Genomic DNA, 19,440 nt, shown 5'->3' with positions numbered 1-19,440 from the left:
TTACGGTCTCCCTGCAAGGGGTTGCCTTCGGAAATCAGACTGGCTCGGGCAGTACGGGCAGACCGGACAGAAGTTGGAAAAACTTCATATTCGGTTGCCACTCTTCTCAGGGCCACGCTGACATCTATCTGTTTGACGCCTCTGGGGCACTGTGACGGGCACATTCCGCAGGTTGTACAACGCCATATATCTTCGCCTTCTATTTCAGTTAAACCAAAAGCCGCCTCTCGAATGAGCTTGCGCATGCTAAAGGGTCGAACCTTATTCCACGGGCAAACCGAATCACACAATCCGCACTGAAAGCATAACTTGAAGACGTCTCCACCGGCCTCTTTTATCTCATCTATTACTTCTATGAAGGGGGCTATAGTTTCCACTGTCTTTATTAATCCTTTTCTTTGCCTTATTGATTTAGTCCTGTTGTTTTAATTTTATATCGCTTATTTAGTTCTGTGTGCAGTTTTAAAATTTCATCTCCTGATCTGAGCCTTTTATCATATGAGCAGCTGCGCAGAAACAACAGCGCTCGCCGGCAAGGATTTTACACCTTCTGGAATCGCCATTACTCCTTGGGCACCGGCCATGGTTTTTAACCGGCTGGTCAGTTTGAGAGGCCTGAAAATGGTATGTTCGTTTCCAGTCCTCAAATATCCGTATACGAATTCGGTCCAGTTGGTGTTACGGCTGCTGACCCCGCTCTGTAGCTTAACCATTATCCTGGGAAGCAATGGACGGCTATGCCCGGCCAGTCTTAAAAGACCCGGCAGTGCAATCTGGAGAAAAGCCATGAGGTTGGACGGCGGACCTCCGGGGAGCAGAAAAACAGGCTTCTGGTTTAGTATTCCAAACCCTACGGCTTTTCCAGGACCCATTCGAATCCGATGAAACAGCTTCTTCCATCCAAGGGTATTCAGCGTGTGGGCAACAAAATCCCGGTCCCCGGTCCATGCACCGCCACTTGTTATCACTGCATCGTGGGTCGCAACAGCCGCTGCTATTTTTTCAATGACGATATCCTTCTTGTCGCTGACAATCGAGCAATATGTGTGCATGCCGTATCGCAGACACCATGCCTTTAACATCTCCATATTGCTGGCGTAAAGCTTTCCGTCAGTAAGCGGTTGTCCAGGGGCCACCAACTCATCGCCTGTCGCCAAAATGGCGACCCTTGGCCGGTGATAAACCGGCAACCTGCCATACCCGGCTGCGGCAAGTGTGCCCATCATACCAGGGGAAAGGCGACTTCCTTTAGCAGCAATCAATTCACCTGTACCGATATCAGCGCCTTTCGGCAAAATATTCCGGCCAGGTTCCGCCGTGTTGAAAACCGTAAGAATATCTTCCCGGCGGGTGGCGAACTCTTCAGCCAGAACCGCATTGGCTCCGTCCGGGATTTTGGCCCCTGTCAGAATTCGAACGGTGGTCCCGCAGGTTACCGCCTGATTGTTTGTACACCCTGCTGCCGCCATTCCGATAATCTTTAATCGCACACTGTTTTGCAGGGTTGCAGACTGGATTTCCTCTGATTGAACCGCATAACCATCCTTCATGGATGCATCAATGGATGGTGAATTTACCTGGGAATAAAGATCCTCGGAAATGATTCTGCCCAGGCATTCGGAAATATCAATCACACGATGGCTATTCAGCGGTGAAATCGTTTCAAGGGTTACTTTTAATGCCTGTTCGTATCCCATAAGCGGTTCTTTACGCATAATAAATCTCCCAAATTCCTATTGCAGAGGATATCGTTATTTCTTCAGCCTTTTTGCGAAATTCGGGCACAGGCTGTCTTTATCTTCTCAAATCCATATTGGTCTATCAAAGCATCCAGTCCGGCTTCCATTTCATCTATCTCAACTTCTTCATCCACTTCCTCTTCTCTTTCTTCCAAGGTCAGGACATCATTAAGACACCACTCAACACACAAAGGACCACCTTCTTCTTCTTCACACATATCGCATTTTAAAGGAAGCCCGGAATCAGGTTCTTTGAACAGGTCCCTTGACGGACAGGCCGCCCTGCAGAAACCGCACTCATCGTATTCTTTTCCATCAATCACATATTTATCCCTGCCGTTGCATTCAGCAGGTGTGTATTCACCTGCAAAAACAGGCAGCCAGATATCTCTTAAACGATGTGTAATAACGCGAATACGGGAGGCTGCCGGGTTAACACTGCTGTATTTTGGTTTAGCGTGAACAGAAGAGCAAACAACCTCACAGGTCCGACAGCCATTGCATTTGTCCGCATCAACTTTTATTGTCTTGATTGTTCTTTTAATTTTGGCCATCTTTTAAAATCCCCCTCTTTTCTAAGTCATCCGCGACATATGCCAGGTCTAATTCTTCCAGTCTCTCTCTTGTGGGAACACCATCGTAATTCCATCCCTTGAATGTATAATATTTGGTCAAAAGATCTTCTTCAAGCTCGGGAAATCTGTGTTTCCAGTGATCTTCAGGCGGCTTTTCATCTGCCCTGACCATACCTCTTATAAGATTAACCGCTCTATGGAGATTCCGGCTTCTGTTGACAATTTTCTTTAAGTCATATCTGTCCACATCCATCCCGGTTGCAGCTGAAATTAATTTGGGATAATTATGGACATGGTAGGGTGGTTTCAGGCAAAATGATCCCATGCCGCAGCATATCCCGAGTGCATCATCAATGTTGTGCAGCATCTCCATCCAGTCCACAATTTCCGAAGCTGTTTGGGGATCAGGATAGGCTGGGTTTGCTTTGTCTCCTCGGGGTTCCCACTCTGTGAAATATGTTTTGAATTTTTCATCAGGCAACTGTGGCCAGTCTTTTACAAAAGACTCTCTGTTTTCCTTTGAAGGAAAAGGCGCCTGGGGCCAGTTGCCCTCCATCTGGGTAATACTGATTTTTTCGTTGGTCGCATACATCAGGTAATAGAGCGGATCAAGCATTCCCAGCTTGATATTCATCTGTTCATGTTTTTTAGTGGTATTATGATCATATTTTTCAGCACCTTTACCGATACGCTTTGCAGCCCAATAGGTTCCGTCAGCCAAATAATCACCGATACCTTCCCGCCGGGCAACTTTGTCAAGCAGCCAGAAAAATCTTCCTTCATTATCGGACGGACATCCTGCAAAATCCTCATCCGTAAATATACCGGCTTCATAAAGTTCAACACCAAAGGCCAGAATCTGCGGGGTTGAAAAGGAGTCCAGTCCGTATTGGAAAGCACGCTGGCAGATTTTCCAGCTGAAATCAAGATCATCCACATGAGCCGCCATGGCGTAAGTCAGCTTTGAGAAGCACTTGATCATGTATTTGGGTACATCATCATGGGAAATCAATGCCCCGCATTGCTGGGGACAATTAAAACAGCTGATGAAGCGCTGGATAGCACCTCTTTGACTCTTCTCCCAACTTTCTTCAATTTCCTTTGTCCAGAAATCTTTTCTTCTGGTACGGGCATTTCCCCAGGCAAAGCTTTCAGTATGCCATTTTTCATCAACATGTTTCATCATTTGAGGTGAGCCTATTCCTGACAGGATTGGCATTACCTCTGGAATGGGATTTTCATTTCTAAAGTCGATGTATTCTCTTACCTCCTTTAGATGCTCCATAAATTCTGCCCCCCGGGCAAGATTGACAGGTTTTGTTCCTCGGACAGCTATCGCTTTTATGTTTTTATCTCCCAGAACAGCACCGCCGCCACCCCTGCTGGAACTTGATCTGGATTGCTCAATGGAAGCCGTAAAACATCTGTTTTCACCGGCAAGCCCAATAGCTGCGACTTGAACATTAGGATCTTTGAGTTCCTTTCTTATGAGTTCCTGGGTTTCAATCGCGCCTTTACCTTTTAAATGAGAGGCATCCCGCAGTTCAACTTTGTCATTGTGTATCCATATATAAATAAGTTTTGGGGACTTGCCGCGCATGATTACTTTGTCATACCCTGCATACTTTAATTCCGCCGACCAGAATCCTCCCATCATTGGGTATGCCAGTAAATTTGTTTGAGGAGAAATAAAGCTGACAAGGGTACGGTTAGCGCTGAAAGTAGGCGTACCGCATAAAAGACCGGTACTGAATATCAGTAGATTCTCAGGGTCAAAGGCTTTCGTTTCAGGAGGAACCCTGTCATAATGTATTTTGACACTGGTGCCGAGACCTCCCAGATGAAGCTCCATCAATTTCGGGTCTGTTTCCACCCGTTCGATGTTTCCTCTCGTTAAATCAATTTCCAAATTATACCCTGTTTCAGCGTATCTCATTATTATCCACCTCCATGTATTGGTTTGTCCATAATTAAAATTTAAACAAACCTTTTTTTCATAAAAATCAAATAACACTGCATTTTAATGGCAAATATTTTGACCTATTAGTGGACTGACAGTGTTGTTCGTTGTGTCAAAAAAGACATAACTATAATGTAGCAATTAAATAACTACAATATAGCGATGTGTCAAGAAAAACATAACGACAACAAAAAATTATTTTACTTTTAAGATTTATAAAATGAATTTGATTAATCCTGGTCTATAGTCATTTTGTTTCTATTATTGGCAGTCAATTCATGTTTCACCACTTGCCTGTTTATAATAGACATTGATCAAATCAGAATATTGATCAAAATTTCAATATCAGTTATATATAAAGTGCCACGGGCAGACCTGGTCTTTCGTTCAGATTTGTCCACAACAAAGATTGAAAGTCTTTATGTGATTTTTTTAAGGCTTTCATATAGAAAGTAATAAAAACCATCTAAATTAGGGTCAAAAATAAATGATGGAGAATAGCAAGTTTTATACACGTTCAAAAATATGGCTGGAGGATTCCCAGGGGAATGTAGTATTCGGATTGGGCAGATATCGGATATTAAATGAGATTAAACATCAAGGTTCTCTGAATGCTGCTGCCAAAAAGCTTAAAATGGGATACCGGGCCATCTGGGCAAGGATTCATGCCACAGAAGAGCGTCTCGGACAGAGCCTGCTGGTGAAAAAAGTTGGAGGAACAAGCGGTGGGGGGTCACAGCTTACACCTCTGGCTGAAGATCTGCTCAAGCGGTTTGATAAAATCAGAATAAATATTGAACAAAAAACAGACTTGCTTTTTGAAGAGGATCTGGGATCACACATGGTCATCAACCCTAAAAAAGATTCAAAAACGGGAAAACTTTGCGGGAAGGGGAATCAAGAGGAAGATATTGATTCTCCGAATCGAGCCTTGCTTTGAAATGAAAAAACAAAAATGTTTTTTACAGTAATCAATACCCTGATATCTGTGTATCGGTAACGGGTCATATTCGTTTGTCCTGATCAGGTCAAGGCAGTTTAAATGAAATTTTAGCCTGTTTATTCCTGGTTTGAAAAAATATCTTCAAATATGACATCGTCTGCTTTAATGCACCTTTTTTTTAATTGCCGATACTGTTCAAGAAGGGCTTTGCCGTCTTGGGTCAATTTTGTGCCTTTTTTTTTATCAGCTATGACAATGGGTTTCCCAAAATTTTTTTGAGTGGATTTGATCTTGCTCCAGGCTGTCTTATAGGACATTTTCAGTTCTTTGGCGGTCTGATTGATTGAATTAGTGCGTTCTATGGATTCAAGAATGATCATTCTTCCCGTTCCCATAACGATACCGCCGTTATCATTAACAATCAACTGGATAGATTTAAGCTTCATCTGAATCCCTTTTTTAACTTTATCTGTTTTTTCTTCATGATTTATATCGTTTTTTTGATTTCGTGTACATATTTTAAAATTTTTAGCGCAAATAACGGTCATGGCAAATCACTTTGCCACAACAAAGCATGAAAGTTTGTGAGTAAATTTTTGAAGATCGTCATATAAAACTTCTTAATTTTACAATTTTTCTTGACCTTATGTTTGCTTTAACATAAGGTCGAATCCATAAGGTTTGAAAATTGACATATAAAATTTGGAAAGAATAGATGGAAGATTTTGAAACCCTGTTAAAGGGATCTGCAATAGCTCACGGTCATCTTTGTCCAGGTCAGGTTGTGGGCGTTCGCATGGCAATTGAAGGATGCCGTCTTATCGGCCTGGACAATCCCAGAGAATTGCCCCAGATCAAAAAACTCATTGTTTATGTGGAAATGGACAGGTGTGCCACAGATGCCATCTCTTTTGTTACAGGTGTAAGATTGGGCAGACGTTCTTTAAAGTTTGTGGATAACGGCATTATGGCAGCCACCTTTTTAAATATAGAAACCAAAAGGGCTTTTAGGATTGTGTCTACGGAAAACGCCAGACATCTTGCTGAAAAATATGCCCCTGAAATAACTGATAAGAGGGAACAGCAGCTTGTTGCTTATAAGAGGATGTCCCTTCAAGATCTGTTTTCAATTGAAGAGGTACAGGTTGCCATAAACGCCTGTGATATGCCTGGCCCTACACGATTCAAAGCTGTTTGTCAAAAATGCGGACAGGTTGTCCGGGACAAAAGAGAAGTTATGAAAAACAATCAAATTCTCTGCCGGCCATGTGCATTGGGAACCTATTATCAAGCCATCATGAAATAAGAAAAAAATATAAGAGAGAAATAAGGAAGAAAAAATGAGAGAAAATGCCAAGCTTTTACCGTTTATGACCATACCTGTTGAGCAGGCAGTGGGGACCACCCTTGAACATGACATGACCCAGATCATACCGGGAAGATATAAAGGCCCGGCATTCAAAAAAGGACATCAAATAACATCAGGTGATGTATGCCGGTTAATGCGGATGGGTAAAAACAATCTTTATGTTCTGGATTTAGCAGATGATCAGGTACATGAAGATGATGCCGCATTGGAGCTTGCATCTGCACTCTCAGGTCCGGGCGTCACCTTTTCGGGATCACCTGCAGAGGGAAAACTGGAACTTCGGGCAGGTTATCCCGGGCTTCTTAAAGTCAATATTCAGGCCCTGGAGGAATTTAATATGTTTCAGGATGTGATGTGCGCCTCCATCCACACCAATACCAGTGTCAAAACAAACCAGAGTCTTGCTGCAACCCGTGCTATACCTCTTGTAATTGATAAAAACAATCTTGACAAAGCTGTGAATTTTGCCAGAGACAATTATCCGATTTTCAGTGTTAAACTCTTTAATCCTTTGAAAATCAGATTGATTATCACAGGAGATGAAGTCTATAAAGGGCTGGTCAAAGACAAATTCAAGGCCATTGTTGAACAAAAGACAACAGTTCTTGGCGCAACTCTGGAAGAAGCCGTCATTCTACCGGATAACCGGGAAATGATCAGCAATCAGATCAAACATTATCTTGAAAAAGATACTGATCTGATCATTACTACCGGCGGCATGTCGGTTGACCCGGACGATGTGACAAAAGCCGGGATCGAGGACTCGGGATTTGAAAAAATTCATTATTCGGCAGCCGTGCTTCCTGGTGCCATGTTTCTTCTGGGTTACCATAAAAATACAGCCATTATGGGACTTCCTGCCTGCGGTCTGTACCATAAAATTACCATTTTCGATCTGATCCTGCCACGGTTGATGGCCGGTGAAAGACCGGGGTTAAGAGATCTTGCCAGGTTAAGCCACGGCGGTCTGTGCCTGAACTGCAAGCCCTGTAGATTTCCAGCCTGTTCTTTTGGAAAGGCGGGATAAATGATTCCTTTTCATGTTATCGGGCAACCAGGTTCCGGGAAAACAACCTTGATAGTGGATATCATAACAAAAATGGTTAAAACAGGCATTGCAGTTGGCTCTATCAAGCACAGTTCCCATACCCATGAACTGGATAAACCCGGAAAAGATTCATTTTTGCACAGAAAGGCCGGTGCATCACCTGTGACGATGATGACCCGGGATCTTACAGCCGTTTATATGCCCAGAACTCATGATATGACACCGGACAGCATCATAAAAAAGTTTTATACCCACCTGGACATTGTACTAATAGAAGGCTGGATAAGCGGGCCATATGACAAAATTGAAGTCTGGAGAAAAGATTTGAAAAAACCCCCGCTTTTTCCTGATATTTCCAAGGTAATGGCTATTGTCACCGATGATCCGTTGGATTCCAAAATAAAGAAACAGGCAGATGACCGTAACATAAACTGCTTTAAAAGAAGCTGTGTTACAGATATTTCCGCTTTTTTGTCAGGAATGATAAATGCCTGAGTTTTACCTGCAGTATGTTTAATGGTCAAAGGTGGCGGTTAATCTGCATTCAATCTCTCAATATTCTCTCTGGCAAATGTAATGGATGGATCAATTTTCAGGGCCATTTCATAGTATTTGACAGCCAGTGCCTTTTCGCCCAGCTCCCGGTAATTTGAACCGATATTGGCATAGTTGATGGCAAGGGAAGGATCTACTTCAAGGGCGGTTTCAAAACAGGTAATGGCAACCTCATGATTTTTCATCATAAAATGGCAGAATCCCATGGTATTTAACATATCCGGTCTCTGTTCATCAATCTTCAGGCCTTGTTTGCAGATTTCAATGGCCCGGTCATATTGTTCAAGATCTTTTAAGCAGGTACCCATGTGGGAACAGATATCCGGCAGATTCAGCTCTGCAGGATCACGGTTCAGTGCGGTTTCAAATTGGGTTAAAGCAGCTTCCATGTCATAAATTGCAGAGAGCATCAGGCCCTTGTAAAAGCTTGTGTAGTACTGGCCGGGCAATGCTTTTTCCAGATCATCCAGCCGAGACAGGGCCTGGACAGGATCAAGGCTTTCCGTAATCAGTCTGGCGGAAAACATGCCCACACTGGCTGCAACCGCTCTTTCTCTGAAATGTGCCCCGGGAATGATCGCATAAAACGCGGGAATCTCAAGTTCATCATGCATGGTACTGATGGCAAGAACCTGATATCCCCGTTTGTCCAGAGCATGGATCAGGTTTTCAACTTCGGTTTTGATGTTATTGCTTGAAAGGTCGGGCAATGCATCCATATCAATCATTTTTTCAGGATGGGTGATAAATTCAGCATCTTTAATGTTGGTAAATTTCGGCAGACCACTTGCCACATAATTGGAGCCTGAATTAAAGTCACCTGCCAGTTGGGCTGTTTCCGTAAGGGCACGGCTCATGGCTTTCTGGGGGTCGGGCGATGTTCCGGCGGTCCATACAATTTCACTCATATCGGGAAATGTGGCAGGGTCCCAGGCAAGGACACCAATGGTGGAGATACCCGTATCCATTGAAAAATCAGACGCATACACTTTAATCCCTTCTTTTTTATAGTTCTCCAGCATTTCAATGACCAGAGGATCAGTAAAAGACTCAAGATTTATTCCGGGAATGTTTCGTTTTTCATGGCTGACAATTGACGAGGTGTGCCGTTCGACCAGTTCGCAAATACCCTGGGTTAAGGCTTCTTCCGTACAATTTCCCGCGCTGGGACCGTTAAATTCATTGATCATGTAGAACCAGTTAAAGGGGATCATAACTTCTTCTTTTTTTGTCAGATTATATCCCATGGTCCATTTTAAAGGCAGTTCATCAAAGATCTTTTTTACTTTAAATGCATCTTCTTGGTTGTCGTGGACGGATTTTATTATTTCTTCATAAGCAAGGGCTTTTTCTCCCAACTCTTTTGGGGTTGAATAAAAAAAGTGTTCTTCTTTTTTTACAAAAGAAAAAAAACTGAACCGTTCTGCAAGTTCCATTACGGCGCTGGCTTCCGACTGTTCAGGTGTCCCGCCTTTGCCCATTTGTTTTTTTGTGCCTGTCACTTTTATGGCATCTGCTCCGCATTCACTGAAAAAAACCGGAATGTTCAATCGCCCATTATCAATCCTTCGGGTTTGACTTAAAATATCAAGATTCAGTTTGGCTGTTTTTTCTTTGAATCCGGCCACAGTCTCTTCCGGAGACATGATTTTGTCCTGGTCATAAGTATACCCTTTAAAGGCATCTGTTAACTCAATTTTGTAGCTCATGAATTGTCCTTGCAAAAATTCCTATCTGTTATCCATACCCGTTGCTTTATTATGTTTGGCGACCCGTTCTATTCAATGATCTGTTCTATTTGATCTCCAACCTTAATTGTTCCACCTTTTAGAATCTTAGCAAATACACCTTCTTTGGGCATAATGCAATCCCCGGTCCGGTAAAAAATAACACATTTTTTATGGCACTCTTTTCCGATCTGGGTAATTTGCACAATCGCGTCTTCCCCAAGTTTGAAACGCCTGCCAATGGGCTGGTGTTTCCAGTCAATCCCGGTTGTTGCAATATTTTCAGCAAAATCCCCAAAGTTTAATTTAAAATCTTCGCTGCCGGCTTTTTCAATGCTTTCCGAAGCCAGAAAGCTCAATTGCCTGTGCCAGTCACCTGCGTGGGCATCATCTTTTATCCCGTGATTTTCTATAAGCTCTGCTTGCTGGATACATTTTTTTGTTGTTCCTTTTTTTTTGCTGACAGCAATGGAAACAATTTTCATTTTTAAACCTCCTGTAATCGATTGTGATATAAGCGCATATCATATAGGGATAGATTCCTGAAATAACAACCCTTTCGATTGATTTCAATTTATTGAAAATATAATCAATTCAACAAAACAATACCACAACGTGGCAATATATGTAAATCGTTATTTTTTCAACTGACCGGCATTACAGACTTTCCGGGTCTGTAATTGCTTGATGTCAAAACAAACTGCAAACCAGCAGAGTATCAGGATAAAAACAAGTTTTTTTAACAAGTGATCTGTCATTGCAAAACTTCAAAATTCCATGGTCACATGAAATCTATCATAGACAATACAAATAATTCAGGCTACACATCTCAAATTAGAAGGGTATTGTAACTTGACCGGTTTTATTTTAATATTGATGAATAAATGGTATCATAATTTTCGCTTGATGAACTTTAATCATTAATTTGAGGAGAAAAAAATGCAACCCAGGGTAACAACATCAACACTGATTAAAATGAAACAGGAAGGGCAAAAGATTACAGCCTTGACAGCGTATGATTATCCCTTTGCAGGTATGCTGGATCAGGCAGGAATCGAGATGATTCTGGTGGGTGATTCCCTTGGCATGGTGGTACAGGGAAAGGAGAATACACTTCCGGTTACCATGGATGAGATGATTTACCATACCGCAATGGTCTCCAGAGCCTGCGACTTTTCAATGGTTGTTGGTGATATGCCGTTTATGTCTTACCAGGGTTCCCTTGACACAGCCATTGAAAATGGAGGGAGATTCTTAAAAGAAGCGGGTGCATCAGCCGTCAAACTTGAAGGTGGTGCAGCAGTCTGTCCTGTCATAAGTGCCTTGGCAAAGGCTGGTATCCCGGTACAGGCCCATATTGGCCTGACCCCCCAATCCGTACATCAAATGGGCGGGTTCAAGGTTCAAAGGGATGAGGAAAGACTTTTAAAAGATGCCCGGGATGTCCAGGCTGCAGGTGCTTTTTCCGTTGTACTCGAAGGCATTCCATCACCTATTTCCGCAAAAATCACAAAAGAGCTTCAAATCCCCACCATCGGTATTGGTGCCGGTGCTGAATGCGACGGCCAGATCCTTGTTCTTCATGACATGCTGGGAATTAATAACCGGTTTTTGCCCAAATTTGTCAAAAAATATGCTGACCTTGCAGGCGTGGCAAAAAAGGGCCTGGAACAATATATCAAAGAAGTAAAGGGCGGGGAATTTCCCTCAAAAGAATATGAATACAAATAAAAAAAGCCTGGAATTCTGTGTTATCGGTTGTGGCAGACTGGGAATATCCCTTGCTGTATTTCTTTCAAAGCAGGGGTTTATTCCAAAGGCTTTTTCAAGCAAAAGTCACAAGTCAGCTCAAAAAGCCATGGAATTTGCAGGCAGCGGACAAGTGTTTAAAACGGCTGTGGAAGCTGCAAAAGCCTGTGATCTTGTCTTTATAACAACTCCTGATACTATTATTGAACCGGTATGTGAAAAAATAGCAATGGCTGATGGGTTTAACAGCAATTCAGTTGTTTATCACCTGTCAGGGGCTTTAAGTTCAAGCATACTTTTGTCGGCAAAAAAAGCAGGTGCAAGTACTGGGTCCATCCATCCGCTACAGGCTTTTGCTCCCTACGAAGATGGTCAAAAATCACCGTTCAAGGGCATTAACATGTCCATCGAAGGAGATGATAAAGCGGTTGAGTTTGGAAAGGAAATTGTTAATGCATTAAAGGCCAACTCCTTTACCATCCCGACCCATGCTAAAACCGTGTATCATGCATCTGCTGTAGTGGCCTCCAACTATTTGGTTACCCTGGAGCATTTTGCCCTGGAGCTGCTCAAGCAAGCTGATTTGTCAGAAGACAATGCCTATGAAATTTTAGAGCCGCTGATCATGGGGACTTTAAACAATATCAAGGCAAGGGGCAGTATTAACGCCCTTACAGGCCCTGTTGCCAGGGGAGATGATGTGATTGTTTCCAGGCATCTTTCAGACATTGATAAAAAACTGCCGCAATTTTCAGATCTCTACCGGCTGCTGGGAAAACATACCCTTGATATTGCAGCCGGCAAAGGCGAGATCAGTGATGATGCCCGGCAAAAACTTACAGACCTGTTTAAATTTTAAACAAGTTTAACTGTTTTTCTTCCAAGGAAAGTTGAATGTTGGCTTGTTCAAGGCTTGCCTTGCTGGATATAACGGCAGTCCCTTTCAAAGTTTCATTAATGGTAAAATACGATTCGGCAATATCTTGGATTCTTTTTTTGTCCAGTTTCAACAAAGAATCCTTGAATTGCCGGCGAATATCGTCATCCAGTTTTGTGATATCCCTGTAAAATGCTTTCATGGCTGCAGGCCCCGGGGTCTCAGGCTTGTCAATTTCCGAACAGACCTGTAAAATAGCCTCTTTGATATCGGTTTGAGAATAGTCGCCATTGGAAATAAAATCGCAAGCTTTTTTATAAACATCCAAAGTTCTTTTAATATGGGGATCACGGTAGGACCCGAATGAGAACAATCCCTCTTCAGGGTTATATATGGCAAAACCTCCGTATGCACCGCCTTTTTCCCTGATTTCACGATGAAGATACAATGACCTGAGTATCTTGCTGATCACTGCAAGTCCGGGTGAGTCCTCATGGGTCATTCGAACGGTTTTAAATGACTGCCCCACAAAAGAGACGGAAGTGTTTGTATACCAGCCGTCATAAGGCAAATCCTGTTTAAAGGATATATCCGGTGTAAAAAAAGAGGATTCAGAATCATTGGAAAGCTTTTTATGAATGGCCTTAATCCTTTTTTCAGCAACGGTAATAGAAGATTTATCACCAATTATGGCAGGCTTGATATTTCCCCTTGTTAAAACAGATTTGGCAATTTTCCCCAGATTTTTTGACAGGGTTTCAAGAATTTTATTTTTCTTGTCATCTGTTTTAAATTGCTCGGTTATCCCTTTGATGAATTTATATTGAGCAATACCGTGCCAGAGTTCATTAATATACGAGGCTTGTGAAAGATGCCTGGAGGCAAGTGAGATGGCATACCTGTGACCGTTTGACACAATGGAGGCTTCCATACCTGCCTGGTATTGCAGCAAAAGACTTTTCAGCCGGTCAAAATCCTTGAAACTATAGGCTTCAACAAACTCTTTTATCAGATCAAACAGACGTTCAACATTCCTGTCCAGAACCTTGCCCTGAAGAGCAAGAAATGAATGCGATTGTGCCTCTTTTGAAAAATAAGATCCTGAAAACGGAGTTGCCGATATTCCCCCGGTATACATATCCATAAGTTCTGCTATTTTTTCATAGGAATGTTTCTTTGTGCCGCTGTTTATAAAAGATTGACAAAAAAATGGAACAAGGGCAAAAAGATCGGTGGGAATATTGCCGGCACCCATGGGGCAGGTAAAATACAAGATACCAGACGTGGCCTTATCATAGCAGGTGGAAAAAGTAACATTTTTGACTGTGTCAGGCTTGATAATCTCTATTTCAGGCGGTACATCAACAAGATCAAGGGTGGGCAGTACAGAAACATCTTCCTCTTTTTCCTGGAGCTCTTCAAGGATTTTGGCATCTTTTTTGATCTGTTCAAGATCTTTTTGGGTCATTTGTTTTAAAAGAGCTTTAAGCTCTTTTTTAGTTTCTTGGATATTTTTTTGTTCAAGAGTTGTATCCGGTTCAAGTGTGAAAAGGACTCTGTGAGAATTTTCAAGAAAATATTGTCTTAACTTTTTTTCAAGAAACAAACCTTTTTTTATCTGTTTTTTCAGTTTATCCAGATCGTCATCAATATTAACACAAGAGACAGGATCTCCATCATGGATAAGCGTACCTGCAAAGGAGAGCAGTAATTTTATACCAAAGGGGTAAGGTGTATTGGTAATTTCTTTTCTGTGAAATTCTATCTGGTGAATAGCCGAATCAATCAGATTCTGATCAATGCCCTTGTCTGCCAGCTTCTCAATGGTTGAAAAAATAATATCTTCCACTTGTTTAACAGAATCCTTGGTAATATCCTTCAGGCCGCATGTGAACAGGGTGTCCCGATTGTCCGAGTCAAAACCGGTTGAATCTGACAAGGCAGTTCCCAGATTGGAATCGATCAGGGCTTTTCTAAGTGGAGAGGCAGAATTGCCCAGAAGAATCTGTTCCAGAACAGTGAGGACAAGAATTTCAAAAGAGTCTTTGATATCACAGGTCAGCCAGGCTACACACGCCTGGTATTTCTTTGACAGGTCTTCCGGGTCTGAGTAAGCATAGGCTTGTGTTGCTTTTCTGGGAGTATCCCACCTGGGTTGGGACGGGACTTTTGAATCAATGTCAAGCCGTTCAAATTTATCAAGTACTTTTTTACCGATAAAGAGAAGAGTTTCTTCCAATGGTAAATTGCCATAGGTATAAAAATAGGAATTGGAAGGATGATAATACTCGGCATGGAAATCCTTAAGGTTTTCCCAGGTAAGGGTCGGGATTTCAGATGGTTCGCCGCCTGAATTATATCGATAGGTCGTATCCGGGTAAAGAGATGCAAGCAAAGATCTGCCCAAAACCTGGGCAGGCGAGGACATGGCACCTTTCATCTCATTATAGACAACGCCTTTGTATTCAAGCTCAATATCCTTATCCTCGGTTTCAATAGTCTCCAGGCGATGACCTTCCTGTTTAAAGCTCAATTCATCAATCCGTGGGAAAAAGGCGGCATCAAGGTAAACATTCATCAGATTATAATAATCTTTGGGATTCTGGGTGGAGAACGGATACATGGTCCAGTCCGATGCGGTAAATGCATTCATAAATGTGGACAGGCTTCTTTTGATCATGGAAAAAAAAGGATCACGGACATTAAATTCTTTTGAACCGCATAATACCGTATGCTCAAGGATATGTGCCACACCAGAGGAATCCTGTGGAACTGTTCTAAAAAACACACCAAAGGTGTTTTCCTTATCCTTATTTAAAATATGGATATGCCTGGCTTTTGTTTTGATATGTTCAAGTTGAACCATAAGGGAATCAATAGTTTCAAGAGGTGTGACCTGTGTGATGGTATATCCGCACAAATTCTGCCCCTTTTTAAATGCAATGCTTTCCATGTGTTTGCTTTTCCTCTCAAACTTTTTTGTAGATACCTCGCGTTACCCGTTTAATTCTCTCTATCTTGTCCAGTCTGAATATAATATTTCTCAATTTTTTATCATCAAATCCAGTGGCTGCTTTAATGGTCTTAAAATCCGTACCTTCCGGGTGATTGGCAATCACGTCCAAAACAATGGAAGAAGCACTTTTCCGCCTGATCGTTGGTTGTGTTTTTTCCCTTTTAGCCACCGGTTGTTTCTGATAAAGTAATTGCTCGAGTTTGTCAAGCCGGACATGTAAAAAGTTAATGTCTTGTTTTGTTGGGATATCAAGTCTGCTTAATAATAATTTTACAAAATTTTCCCAATTAGTTTCTTGATCTTGTTTTTCTATCATAATACACCTCCCAAAATAAAATATTTATTCTTAAATAATAGCAGGTTAAAAAATATTAACCCAATACTCAGGATATTAGAATCAAGAAAAAATAACTATCTAAAAACTGAAATCAGCTTTTCTTGGTTATGTACCCTGTCTTTTAATTATTAATAGTATATATAATAAGTACTTGCATGCGATAAGAAAGTCAAGTAGTAATTTTTCGTACAATTTTATCAGCCTGTTGGCAATATTACTGAAAGCAAGCAAAACAGAAGGTTTCCCTGAAATTCTGACAAGTAATTCTTTAATAATGAGTTCTTAATTTTTTATGCACATTATCTCATTTTTATTTTTAGCCGGTTATTTTTTTAAACAACTTTCAGGTATTGATTTTATATTTAGAATCCATTGATAAGTTGATAGATCCTCTTTAAAATGATATTGAATTGATCTAAACTAATATTAGAATACTTCTGATAAGAATATGCAGAAAAAATAAAAGTACAAATAAAAGGTTATGGCATGACACATCCCGGGCAATTGTTAAAACAAAGAAAATTGTATGCAGGAAAAGAACTGGGACAAAATTTTCTTTCAAATCCAGACACGGCAAGAATAATTGTTGAAAAAACAGGCATATCAAAAGAAACCCGGGTTATAGAAATCGGTTCCGGTTTAGGAGCGCTCACAATTCCCATTGCACGGATTGCATACCATGTGACAGCTGTTGAAAAAGATTCCCGCCTGATCCCTCTTCTGCAACAGGAACTGGATACGGAAGGTTTTAAAAATGTAGAAATTATCAATAAAGATGTCTTAAAACTCGATATAGCTGAGATTGCCAAAGACAATAAGCTTGTGGTCATAGGAAATCTTCCCTATAATATTTCGTCACAAATTTTATTTCGACTGATTGAAAAAAGAACCTGTATTGAAAAGGCTTTTTTAATGTTTCAAAAAGAACTGGCAAACAGGATTATTGCACCACCTGGCGGAAGAGATTATTCAAGGCTGTCAGCAGTTGTTCAATATGCTGCACAAGTAAGTCGTGTCGCGAAAATTGGCCCGTCGTCTTTTTTCCCAAAACCTGAAGTTGATTCAACTATTTTAAGATTCAATTTTTTTGAAACCAAAGAATTTAATCTGGAACAGGAAAAAACATTATTTAATGTAATCAAGGCTGCTTTTTCAAAACGAAGAAAATCTTTAAAGAATTCAATGACAGGCGGCGAATTTAAATTTGAAAAAGCTTTTATTCTTCAGGTATTGGAATCGGCCGGCATAGATTCTCAAAGAAGGGCGGAAACGCTTACAGTTGATGAATTTAAAGCGCTTGCCCTGGCGGTATGGAAAAAAAGATGAGGGACAAAACAAGATGACTACAAAAATTTCCATTAATAATTTGATTGAAATCGTCAAGGCCGGTGGAAAAATAAAAAAAGGTGTCGATGTTTATAACTCAAAGGGTGTTTTACTTCTTGATAAGAGTGTCCTTTTAGAAAGAGTAAAGGTCATAGAAATCGTAAAAGATAACAGTATTAATTTGGTTCCGGTCAATACGAAATTTGATGAAGGCCTTTGGGATATTAACGGCAATCAGATTAATTTAACTGCATACAGATTAACTGATAGTAAAGATCCTGATACTCAAAAAATCCTGCCGTCTGTCCGGAGATTACTACCAATGAAATCGAGATGCAGCTTTTGAAAATTAAAGAAACAACTGAATTGAAATTGAATACGGAAACACTAAAGAACGGTCATGACAGATAAGATTACCACACAAAAAGGTGAAAGAGTTCTGATTCCAAAAGGTTAGGAGTTCTTTTATGTAAAAAATCAATTAATAATAACTGATTTTAAAAAAAGGAAAACAACATGGCGAAGATGACAGAAACTATGGACCAGGCGCTTAAGGCTATAACGGTTAAAACAGGCAAATACCTGACATTTTTCCTTAATAAGGAAGAATATGGTATTGGCATCCTGAAAGTCAAAGAAATTATCGGCATGATGCCAATCACTTCCGTTCCCAGAACACCGGCGTTTGTAAAAGGAGTTATTAATTTACGAGGCAAGGTCATTCCGGTTATTGACCTCAGACTAAAATTTGAAATGGAATCAATTTCCTATTCAGAACGAACCTGCGTCATTGTTGTGGAGATTGAGACAAATTCTGAAACCATACTGATCGGTATTGTGGTTGATGCAGTGTCTGAAGTGCTAAATATTAAGGAAAGCGACATTGAAGAAACTCCGGCGTTTGGAACCAGCCTGAACACGGAATATATTCTAGGCATGGCAAAAATGGAAGGTGGTGTAAAGATTCTTCTTGATATTGACAAAGTTCTTAACGCAGATGAAATCTCTGCACTTGAGAAAACAGCGGACTAATTCAACAATAAAATTTAAAATAATAGAAATTGATACAGCCTTGATCACTACGTCTCCAACTGTCCAGGCTGCAGATGTAGTGATCAAGCCATGAAAAACTTTAGATTCAATCTTGTTTCCTTTTTGACAGTACTTGTGCAAAATTAATTCTGATAACTGTACTTTAAATTTTCATATGAGCTTTTCCCGATTTGACAATGGCAATCTTTCATTGTATTTTTTTGGAAGTTGGATTCAATATATTATATATAAAGGTTTTTATGAATAAAAACGAGTGTATTGATATTATTCGATCAGCGGTTCAAAACGGTTCCCATCCCGGGCCTCCGGAGGCTGACCTGTTTCAGCCAACCAGTGTGATTGCGCTGTTTGTTTTTAATAAAGAAATTGAACTGCTGTTTATTCAGAAAGCAGATATAAAAGGATATCCCTGGCGTAACCAGATGGCGTTTCCAGGCGGTCATAAAGACAAGAATGATCTTTCAACAAAGGATACGGCATTAAGGGAACTGACCGAAGAAATGGGGATCAGCCGGGAGAATGTAGACGTTATCGGTTCTCTTGGGCATTTTCAAACTATAAACAGCAAGGATATTGAAGCATGGACCGGTATATGGAATCATAAAGACCGCATCCGGCATGATGCCTCTGAAATATCCCGGGTGTTTCAGATTCCGTTAAAGTATTTGATTGATCTGCACAAAGAAAAACAATTTCATCTGCACTCACCCAATGTCATGCTTCTTACCTACCCCTATGAAGATGTCCTGATCTGGGGTGTGACTGCCAAAATTGTATATCATCTTATAGAAATTTTGTTAAAGAACCGTTAATTGTTTTTAGACCGGTTTTTAAGTCTTGAAAATATTTTAACCACCAGAAATAAGCTTAAAAATGTCAGGACACCGGGGAACCATATATGTTCCTGAAAATCAGGGTTGCCTAAAGCGACAAAAACACCTGTAACAGCAAAAGCAAAGACAAAAATCATAACAGTGATAAGTGCCTTGCAGGCAAAATTTGAATCATGCCAGGGCGTTATGGGTTTTCTGAAAAAAGGATTTTGATCTAGTTGCATTAGTATTTGCATTCCTGTTAAGGTTGTGCTAAAACCACAATATATAGATTAGCTGTTATTGATAAACCACAATATATTGAGTAGGTTACTCAACTTTCCAAACAAATCA

20 protein-coding genes are annotated in these 19,440 nt (G+C 40.9%); 10 read left to right on the top strand and 10 right to left on the bottom strand.

The window, feature by feature from the left end; genetic code table 11:
- The 4 genes from BLT94_RS20115 to BLT94_RS20100 all read right to left on the bottom strand — a co-directional run.
- Nucleotides 1-377: 4Fe-4S dicluster domain-containing protein (locus BLT94_RS20115; protein ID WP_139168982.1), on the bottom strand; the 377-nt coding region annotated here is incomplete at its 3' end.
- Between the two features lie 117 nt (nt 378-494).
- A complete protein-coding gene (locus tag BLT94_RS20110; RefSeq protein ID WP_092238170.1) occupies nt 495-1,715 on the bottom strand; it encodes a molybdopterin molybdotransferase MoeA in 1,221 nt (406 codons plus the stop codon).
- Between the two features lie 44 nt (nt 1,716-1,759).
- Nucleotides 1,760-2,293 (bottom strand): 4Fe-4S dicluster domain-containing protein, encoded by a 534-nt coding sequence (locus BLT94_RS20105; RefSeq protein ID WP_014959686.1) that lies wholly within the window; start codon nt 2,291-2,293, stop codon nt 1,760-1,762.
- Nucleotides 2,280-4,250 carry an aldehyde ferredoxin oxidoreductase C-terminal domain-containing protein gene (locus BLT94_RS20100; RefSeq protein ID WP_092238167.1) on the bottom strand — a complete coding sequence of 657 codons (1,971 nt, stop codon included), beginning with the start codon at nt 4,248-4,250 and terminating at the stop codon, nt 2,280-2,282. The genes BLT94_RS20105 and BLT94_RS20100 overlap by 14 nt, the downstream gene beginning before the upstream one ends.
- Before the next feature lie 511 nt (nt 4,251-4,761).
- Between BLT94_RS20100 and BLT94_RS20095 the strand changes: the two genes are divergently transcribed.
- A complete protein-coding gene (locus tag BLT94_RS20095) occupies nt 4,762-5,214 on the top strand; it encodes a winged helix-turn-helix domain-containing protein (RefSeq protein WP_245743198.1) in 453 nt (150 codons plus the stop codon).
- 119 nt (nt 5,215-5,333) lie between these two features.
- On the opposite strand, the gene BLT94_RS20090 is transcribed toward BLT94_RS20095, so the two are convergent.
- Nucleotides 5,334-5,765 carry a winged helix-turn-helix domain-containing protein gene (locus BLT94_RS20090; RefSeq protein ID WP_092238164.1) on the bottom strand — a complete coding sequence of 144 codons (432 nt, stop codon included), beginning with the start codon at nt 5,763-5,765 and terminating at the stop codon, nt 5,334-5,336.
- Nucleotides 5,766-5,932: 167 nt separating this feature from the next.
- Between BLT94_RS20090 and BLT94_RS20085 the strand changes: the two genes are divergently transcribed.
- From BLT94_RS20085 to mobB, 3 genes are read left to right on the top strand one after another with little or no spacing between them, the layout of a single operon-like run.
- Nucleotides 5,933-6,523, top strand: a complete 591-nt coding sequence (locus BLT94_RS20085; RefSeq protein WP_092238161.1) for an FmdE family protein — start codon at nt 5,933-5,935, stop codon at nt 6,521-6,523.
- A 34-nt stretch (nt 6,524-6,557) separates the two neighbouring features.
- Nucleotides 6,558-7,613, top strand: a complete 1,056-nt coding sequence (locus tag BLT94_RS20080; RefSeq protein ID WP_092238158.1) for a molybdopterin-binding protein — start codon at nt 6,558-6,560, stop codon at nt 7,611-7,613.
- Nucleotides 7,614-8,129, top strand: coding sequence for a molybdopterin-guanine dinucleotide biosynthesis protein B (gene mobB, locus BLT94_RS20075; protein WP_092238155.1), 516 nt, complete (start codon nt 7,614-7,616; stop codon nt 8,127-8,129).
- Nucleotides 8,130-8,167: 38 nt separating this feature from the next.
- Here the strand turns inward: mobB and BLT94_RS20070 are convergent, their stop codons facing one another.
- Nucleotides 8,168-9,898 carry a YcaO-like family protein gene (locus tag BLT94_RS20070; RefSeq protein ID WP_092238152.1) on the bottom strand — a complete coding sequence of 577 codons (1,731 nt, stop codon included), beginning with the start codon at nt 9,896-9,898 and terminating at the stop codon, nt 8,168-8,170.
- A 68-nt stretch (nt 9,899-9,966) separates the two neighbouring features.
- Nucleotides 9,967-10,401: an MOSC domain-containing protein gene (locus BLT94_RS20065; RefSeq protein WP_014959694.1), complete on the bottom strand. Its 435-nt coding sequence runs from the start codon at nt 10,399-10,401 to the stop codon at nt 9,967-9,969.
- Nucleotides 10,402-10,855: 454 nt separating this feature from the next.
- Here BLT94_RS20065 and panB point away from each other — a divergent pair, with 454 nt between their 5' ends.
- Complete coding sequence (gene panB, locus BLT94_RS20060) at nt 10,856-11,647, top strand: 3-methyl-2-oxobutanoate hydroxymethyltransferase (protein WP_014959695.1); 792 nt, start codon at nt 10,856-10,858, stop codon at nt 11,645-11,647.
- On the top strand, nt 11,634-12,524 hold the full coding sequence (locus BLT94_RS20055; RefSeq protein WP_092238149.1) for a Rossmann-like and DUF2520 domain-containing protein: 891 nt from the start codon (nt 11,634-11,636) through the stop codon (nt 12,522-12,524). The genes panB and BLT94_RS20055 overlap by 14 nt, the downstream gene beginning before the upstream one ends.
- Here BLT94_RS20055 and BLT94_RS20050 read toward each other — a convergent pair.
- Both BLT94_RS20050 and BLT94_RS20045 read right to left on the bottom strand, forming a co-directional pair.
- Entirely contained in the window at nt 12,514-15,495 is a 2,982-nt protein-coding gene (locus tag BLT94_RS20050; RefSeq protein WP_092238146.1) for an insulinase family protein, read from the bottom strand. The genes BLT94_RS20055 and BLT94_RS20050 overlap by 11 nt on opposite strands.
- A gap of 16 nt (nt 15,496-15,511) precedes the next feature.
- Nucleotides 15,512-15,874 carry a hypothetical protein gene (locus tag BLT94_RS20045; protein WP_092238143.1) on the bottom strand — a complete coding sequence of 121 codons (363 nt, stop codon included), beginning with the start codon at nt 15,872-15,874 and terminating at the stop codon, nt 15,512-15,514.
- Nucleotides 15,875-16,381: 507 nt separating this feature from the next.
- On the opposite strand from BLT94_RS20045, the gene rsmA reads away from it, so the two are divergent.
- From rsmA to BLT94_RS20025, 4 genes are all read left to right on the top strand, one after another.
- Nucleotides 16,382-17,221 carry a 16S rRNA (adenine(1518)-N(6)/adenine(1519)-N(6))-dimethyltransferase RsmA gene (gene rsmA, locus BLT94_RS20040; RefSeq protein WP_092238140.1) on the top strand — a complete coding sequence of 280 codons (840 nt, stop codon included), beginning with the start codon at nt 16,382-16,384 and terminating at the stop codon, nt 17,219-17,221.
- A 13-nt stretch (nt 17,222-17,234) separates the two neighbouring features.
- Nucleotides 17,235-17,567 carry a hypothetical protein gene (locus BLT94_RS20035; RefSeq protein WP_014959700.1) on the top strand — a complete coding sequence of 111 codons (333 nt, stop codon included), beginning with the start codon at nt 17,235-17,237 and terminating at the stop codon, nt 17,565-17,567.
- A 170-nt stretch (nt 17,568-17,737) separates the two neighbouring features.
- On the top strand, nt 17,738-18,253 hold the full coding sequence (locus BLT94_RS20030) for a chemotaxis protein CheW (protein ID WP_014959701.1): 516 nt from the start codon (nt 17,738-17,740) through the stop codon (nt 18,251-18,253).
- 260 nt (nt 18,254-18,513) lie between these two features.
- A complete protein-coding gene (locus tag BLT94_RS20025; protein WP_092238174.1) occupies nt 18,514-19,086 on the top strand; it encodes an NUDIX hydrolase in 573 nt (190 codons plus the stop codon).
- On the opposite strand, the gene BLT94_RS20020 is transcribed toward BLT94_RS20025, so the two are convergent.
- Nucleotides 19,083-19,331 (bottom strand): hypothetical protein, encoded by a 249-nt coding sequence (locus BLT94_RS20020; protein WP_014959703.1) that lies wholly within the window; start codon nt 19,329-19,331, stop codon nt 19,083-19,085. The genes BLT94_RS20025 and BLT94_RS20020 overlap by 4 nt on opposite strands.
- Nucleotides 19,332-19,440 lie beyond the last annotated feature (109 nt).

The organism is Desulfobacula phenolica (assembly GCF_900105645.1).
In the GTDB taxonomy this organism is placed as follows: Bacteria; Desulfobacterota; Desulfobacteria; order Desulfobacterales; family Desulfobacteraceae; genus Desulfobacula; species Desulfobacula toluolica.
This window is presented reverse-complemented; position numbering and strand designations above follow the sequence as displayed.

What these genes read in the sequence shown, in the direction of transcription:
- BLT94_RS20110 (WP_092238170.1), bottom strand. Translation starts at nt 1,715, where the DNA reads ATGCGTAAAGAACCGCTTATGGGATACGAACAGGCATTAAAAGTAACC.
- BLT94_RS20105 (WP_014959686.1), bottom strand. Translation starts at nt 2,293, where the DNA reads ATGGCCAAAATTAAAAGAACAATCAAGACAATAAAAGTTGATGCGGAC.
- BLT94_RS20100 (WP_092238167.1), bottom strand. Translation starts at nt 4,250, where the DNA reads ATGAGATACGCTGAAACAGGGTATAATTTGGAAATTGATTTAACGAGA.
- BLT94_RS20095 (WP_245743198.1), top strand. Translation starts at nt 4,762, where the DNA reads ATGATGGAGAATAGCAAGTTTTATACACGTTCAAAAATATGGCTGGAG.
- BLT94_RS20090 (WP_092238164.1), bottom strand. Translation starts at nt 5,765, where the DNA reads ATGACCGTTATTTGCGCTAAAAATTTTAAAATATGTACACGAAATCAA.
- BLT94_RS20085 (WP_092238161.1), top strand. Translation starts at nt 5,933, where the DNA reads ATGGAAGATTTTGAAACCCTGTTAAAGGGATCTGCAATAGCTCACGGT.
- BLT94_RS20080 (WP_092238158.1), top strand. Translation starts at nt 6,558, where the DNA reads ATGAGAGAAAATGCCAAGCTTTTACCGTTTATGACCATACCTGTTGAG.
- mobB (WP_092238155.1), top strand. Translation starts at nt 7,614, where the DNA reads ATGATTCCTTTTCATGTTATCGGGCAACCAGGTTCCGGGAAAACAACC.
- BLT94_RS20070 (WP_092238152.1), bottom strand. Translation starts at nt 9,898, where the DNA reads ATGAGCTACAAAATTGAGTTAACAGATGCCTTTAAAGGGTATACTTAT.
- BLT94_RS20065 (WP_014959694.1), bottom strand. Translation starts at nt 10,401, where the DNA reads ATGAAAATTGTTTCCATTGCTGTCAGCAAAAAAAAAGGAACAACAAAA.
- panB (WP_014959695.1), top strand. Translation starts at nt 10,856, where the DNA reads ATGCAACCCAGGGTAACAACATCAACACTGATTAAAATGAAACAGGAA.
- BLT94_RS20055 (WP_092238149.1), top strand. Translation starts at nt 11,634, where the DNA reads ATGAATACAAATAAAAAAAGCCTGGAATTCTGTGTTATCGGTTGTGGC.
- BLT94_RS20050 (WP_092238146.1), bottom strand. Translation starts at nt 15,495, where the DNA reads ATGGAAAGCATTGCATTTAAAAAGGGGCAGAATTTGTGCGGATATACC.
- BLT94_RS20045 (WP_092238143.1), bottom strand. Translation starts at nt 15,874, where the DNA reads ATGATAGAAAAACAAGATCAAGAAACTAATTGGGAAAATTTTGTAAAA.
- rsmA (WP_092238140.1), top strand. Translation starts at nt 16,382, where the DNA reads ATGACACATCCCGGGCAATTGTTAAAACAAAGAAAATTGTATGCAGGA.
- BLT94_RS20035 (WP_014959700.1), top strand. Translation starts at nt 17,235, where the DNA reads ATGACTACAAAAATTTCCATTAATAATTTGATTGAAATCGTCAAGGCC.
- BLT94_RS20030 (WP_014959701.1), top strand. Translation starts at nt 17,738, where the DNA reads ATGGCGAAGATGACAGAAACTATGGACCAGGCGCTTAAGGCTATAACG.
- BLT94_RS20025 (WP_092238174.1), top strand. Translation starts at nt 18,514, where the DNA reads ATGAATAAAAACGAGTGTATTGATATTATTCGATCAGCGGTTCAAAAC.
- BLT94_RS20020 (WP_014959703.1), bottom strand. Translation starts at nt 19,331, where the DNA reads ATGCAACTAGATCAAAATCCTTTTTTCAGAAAACCCATAACGCCCTGG.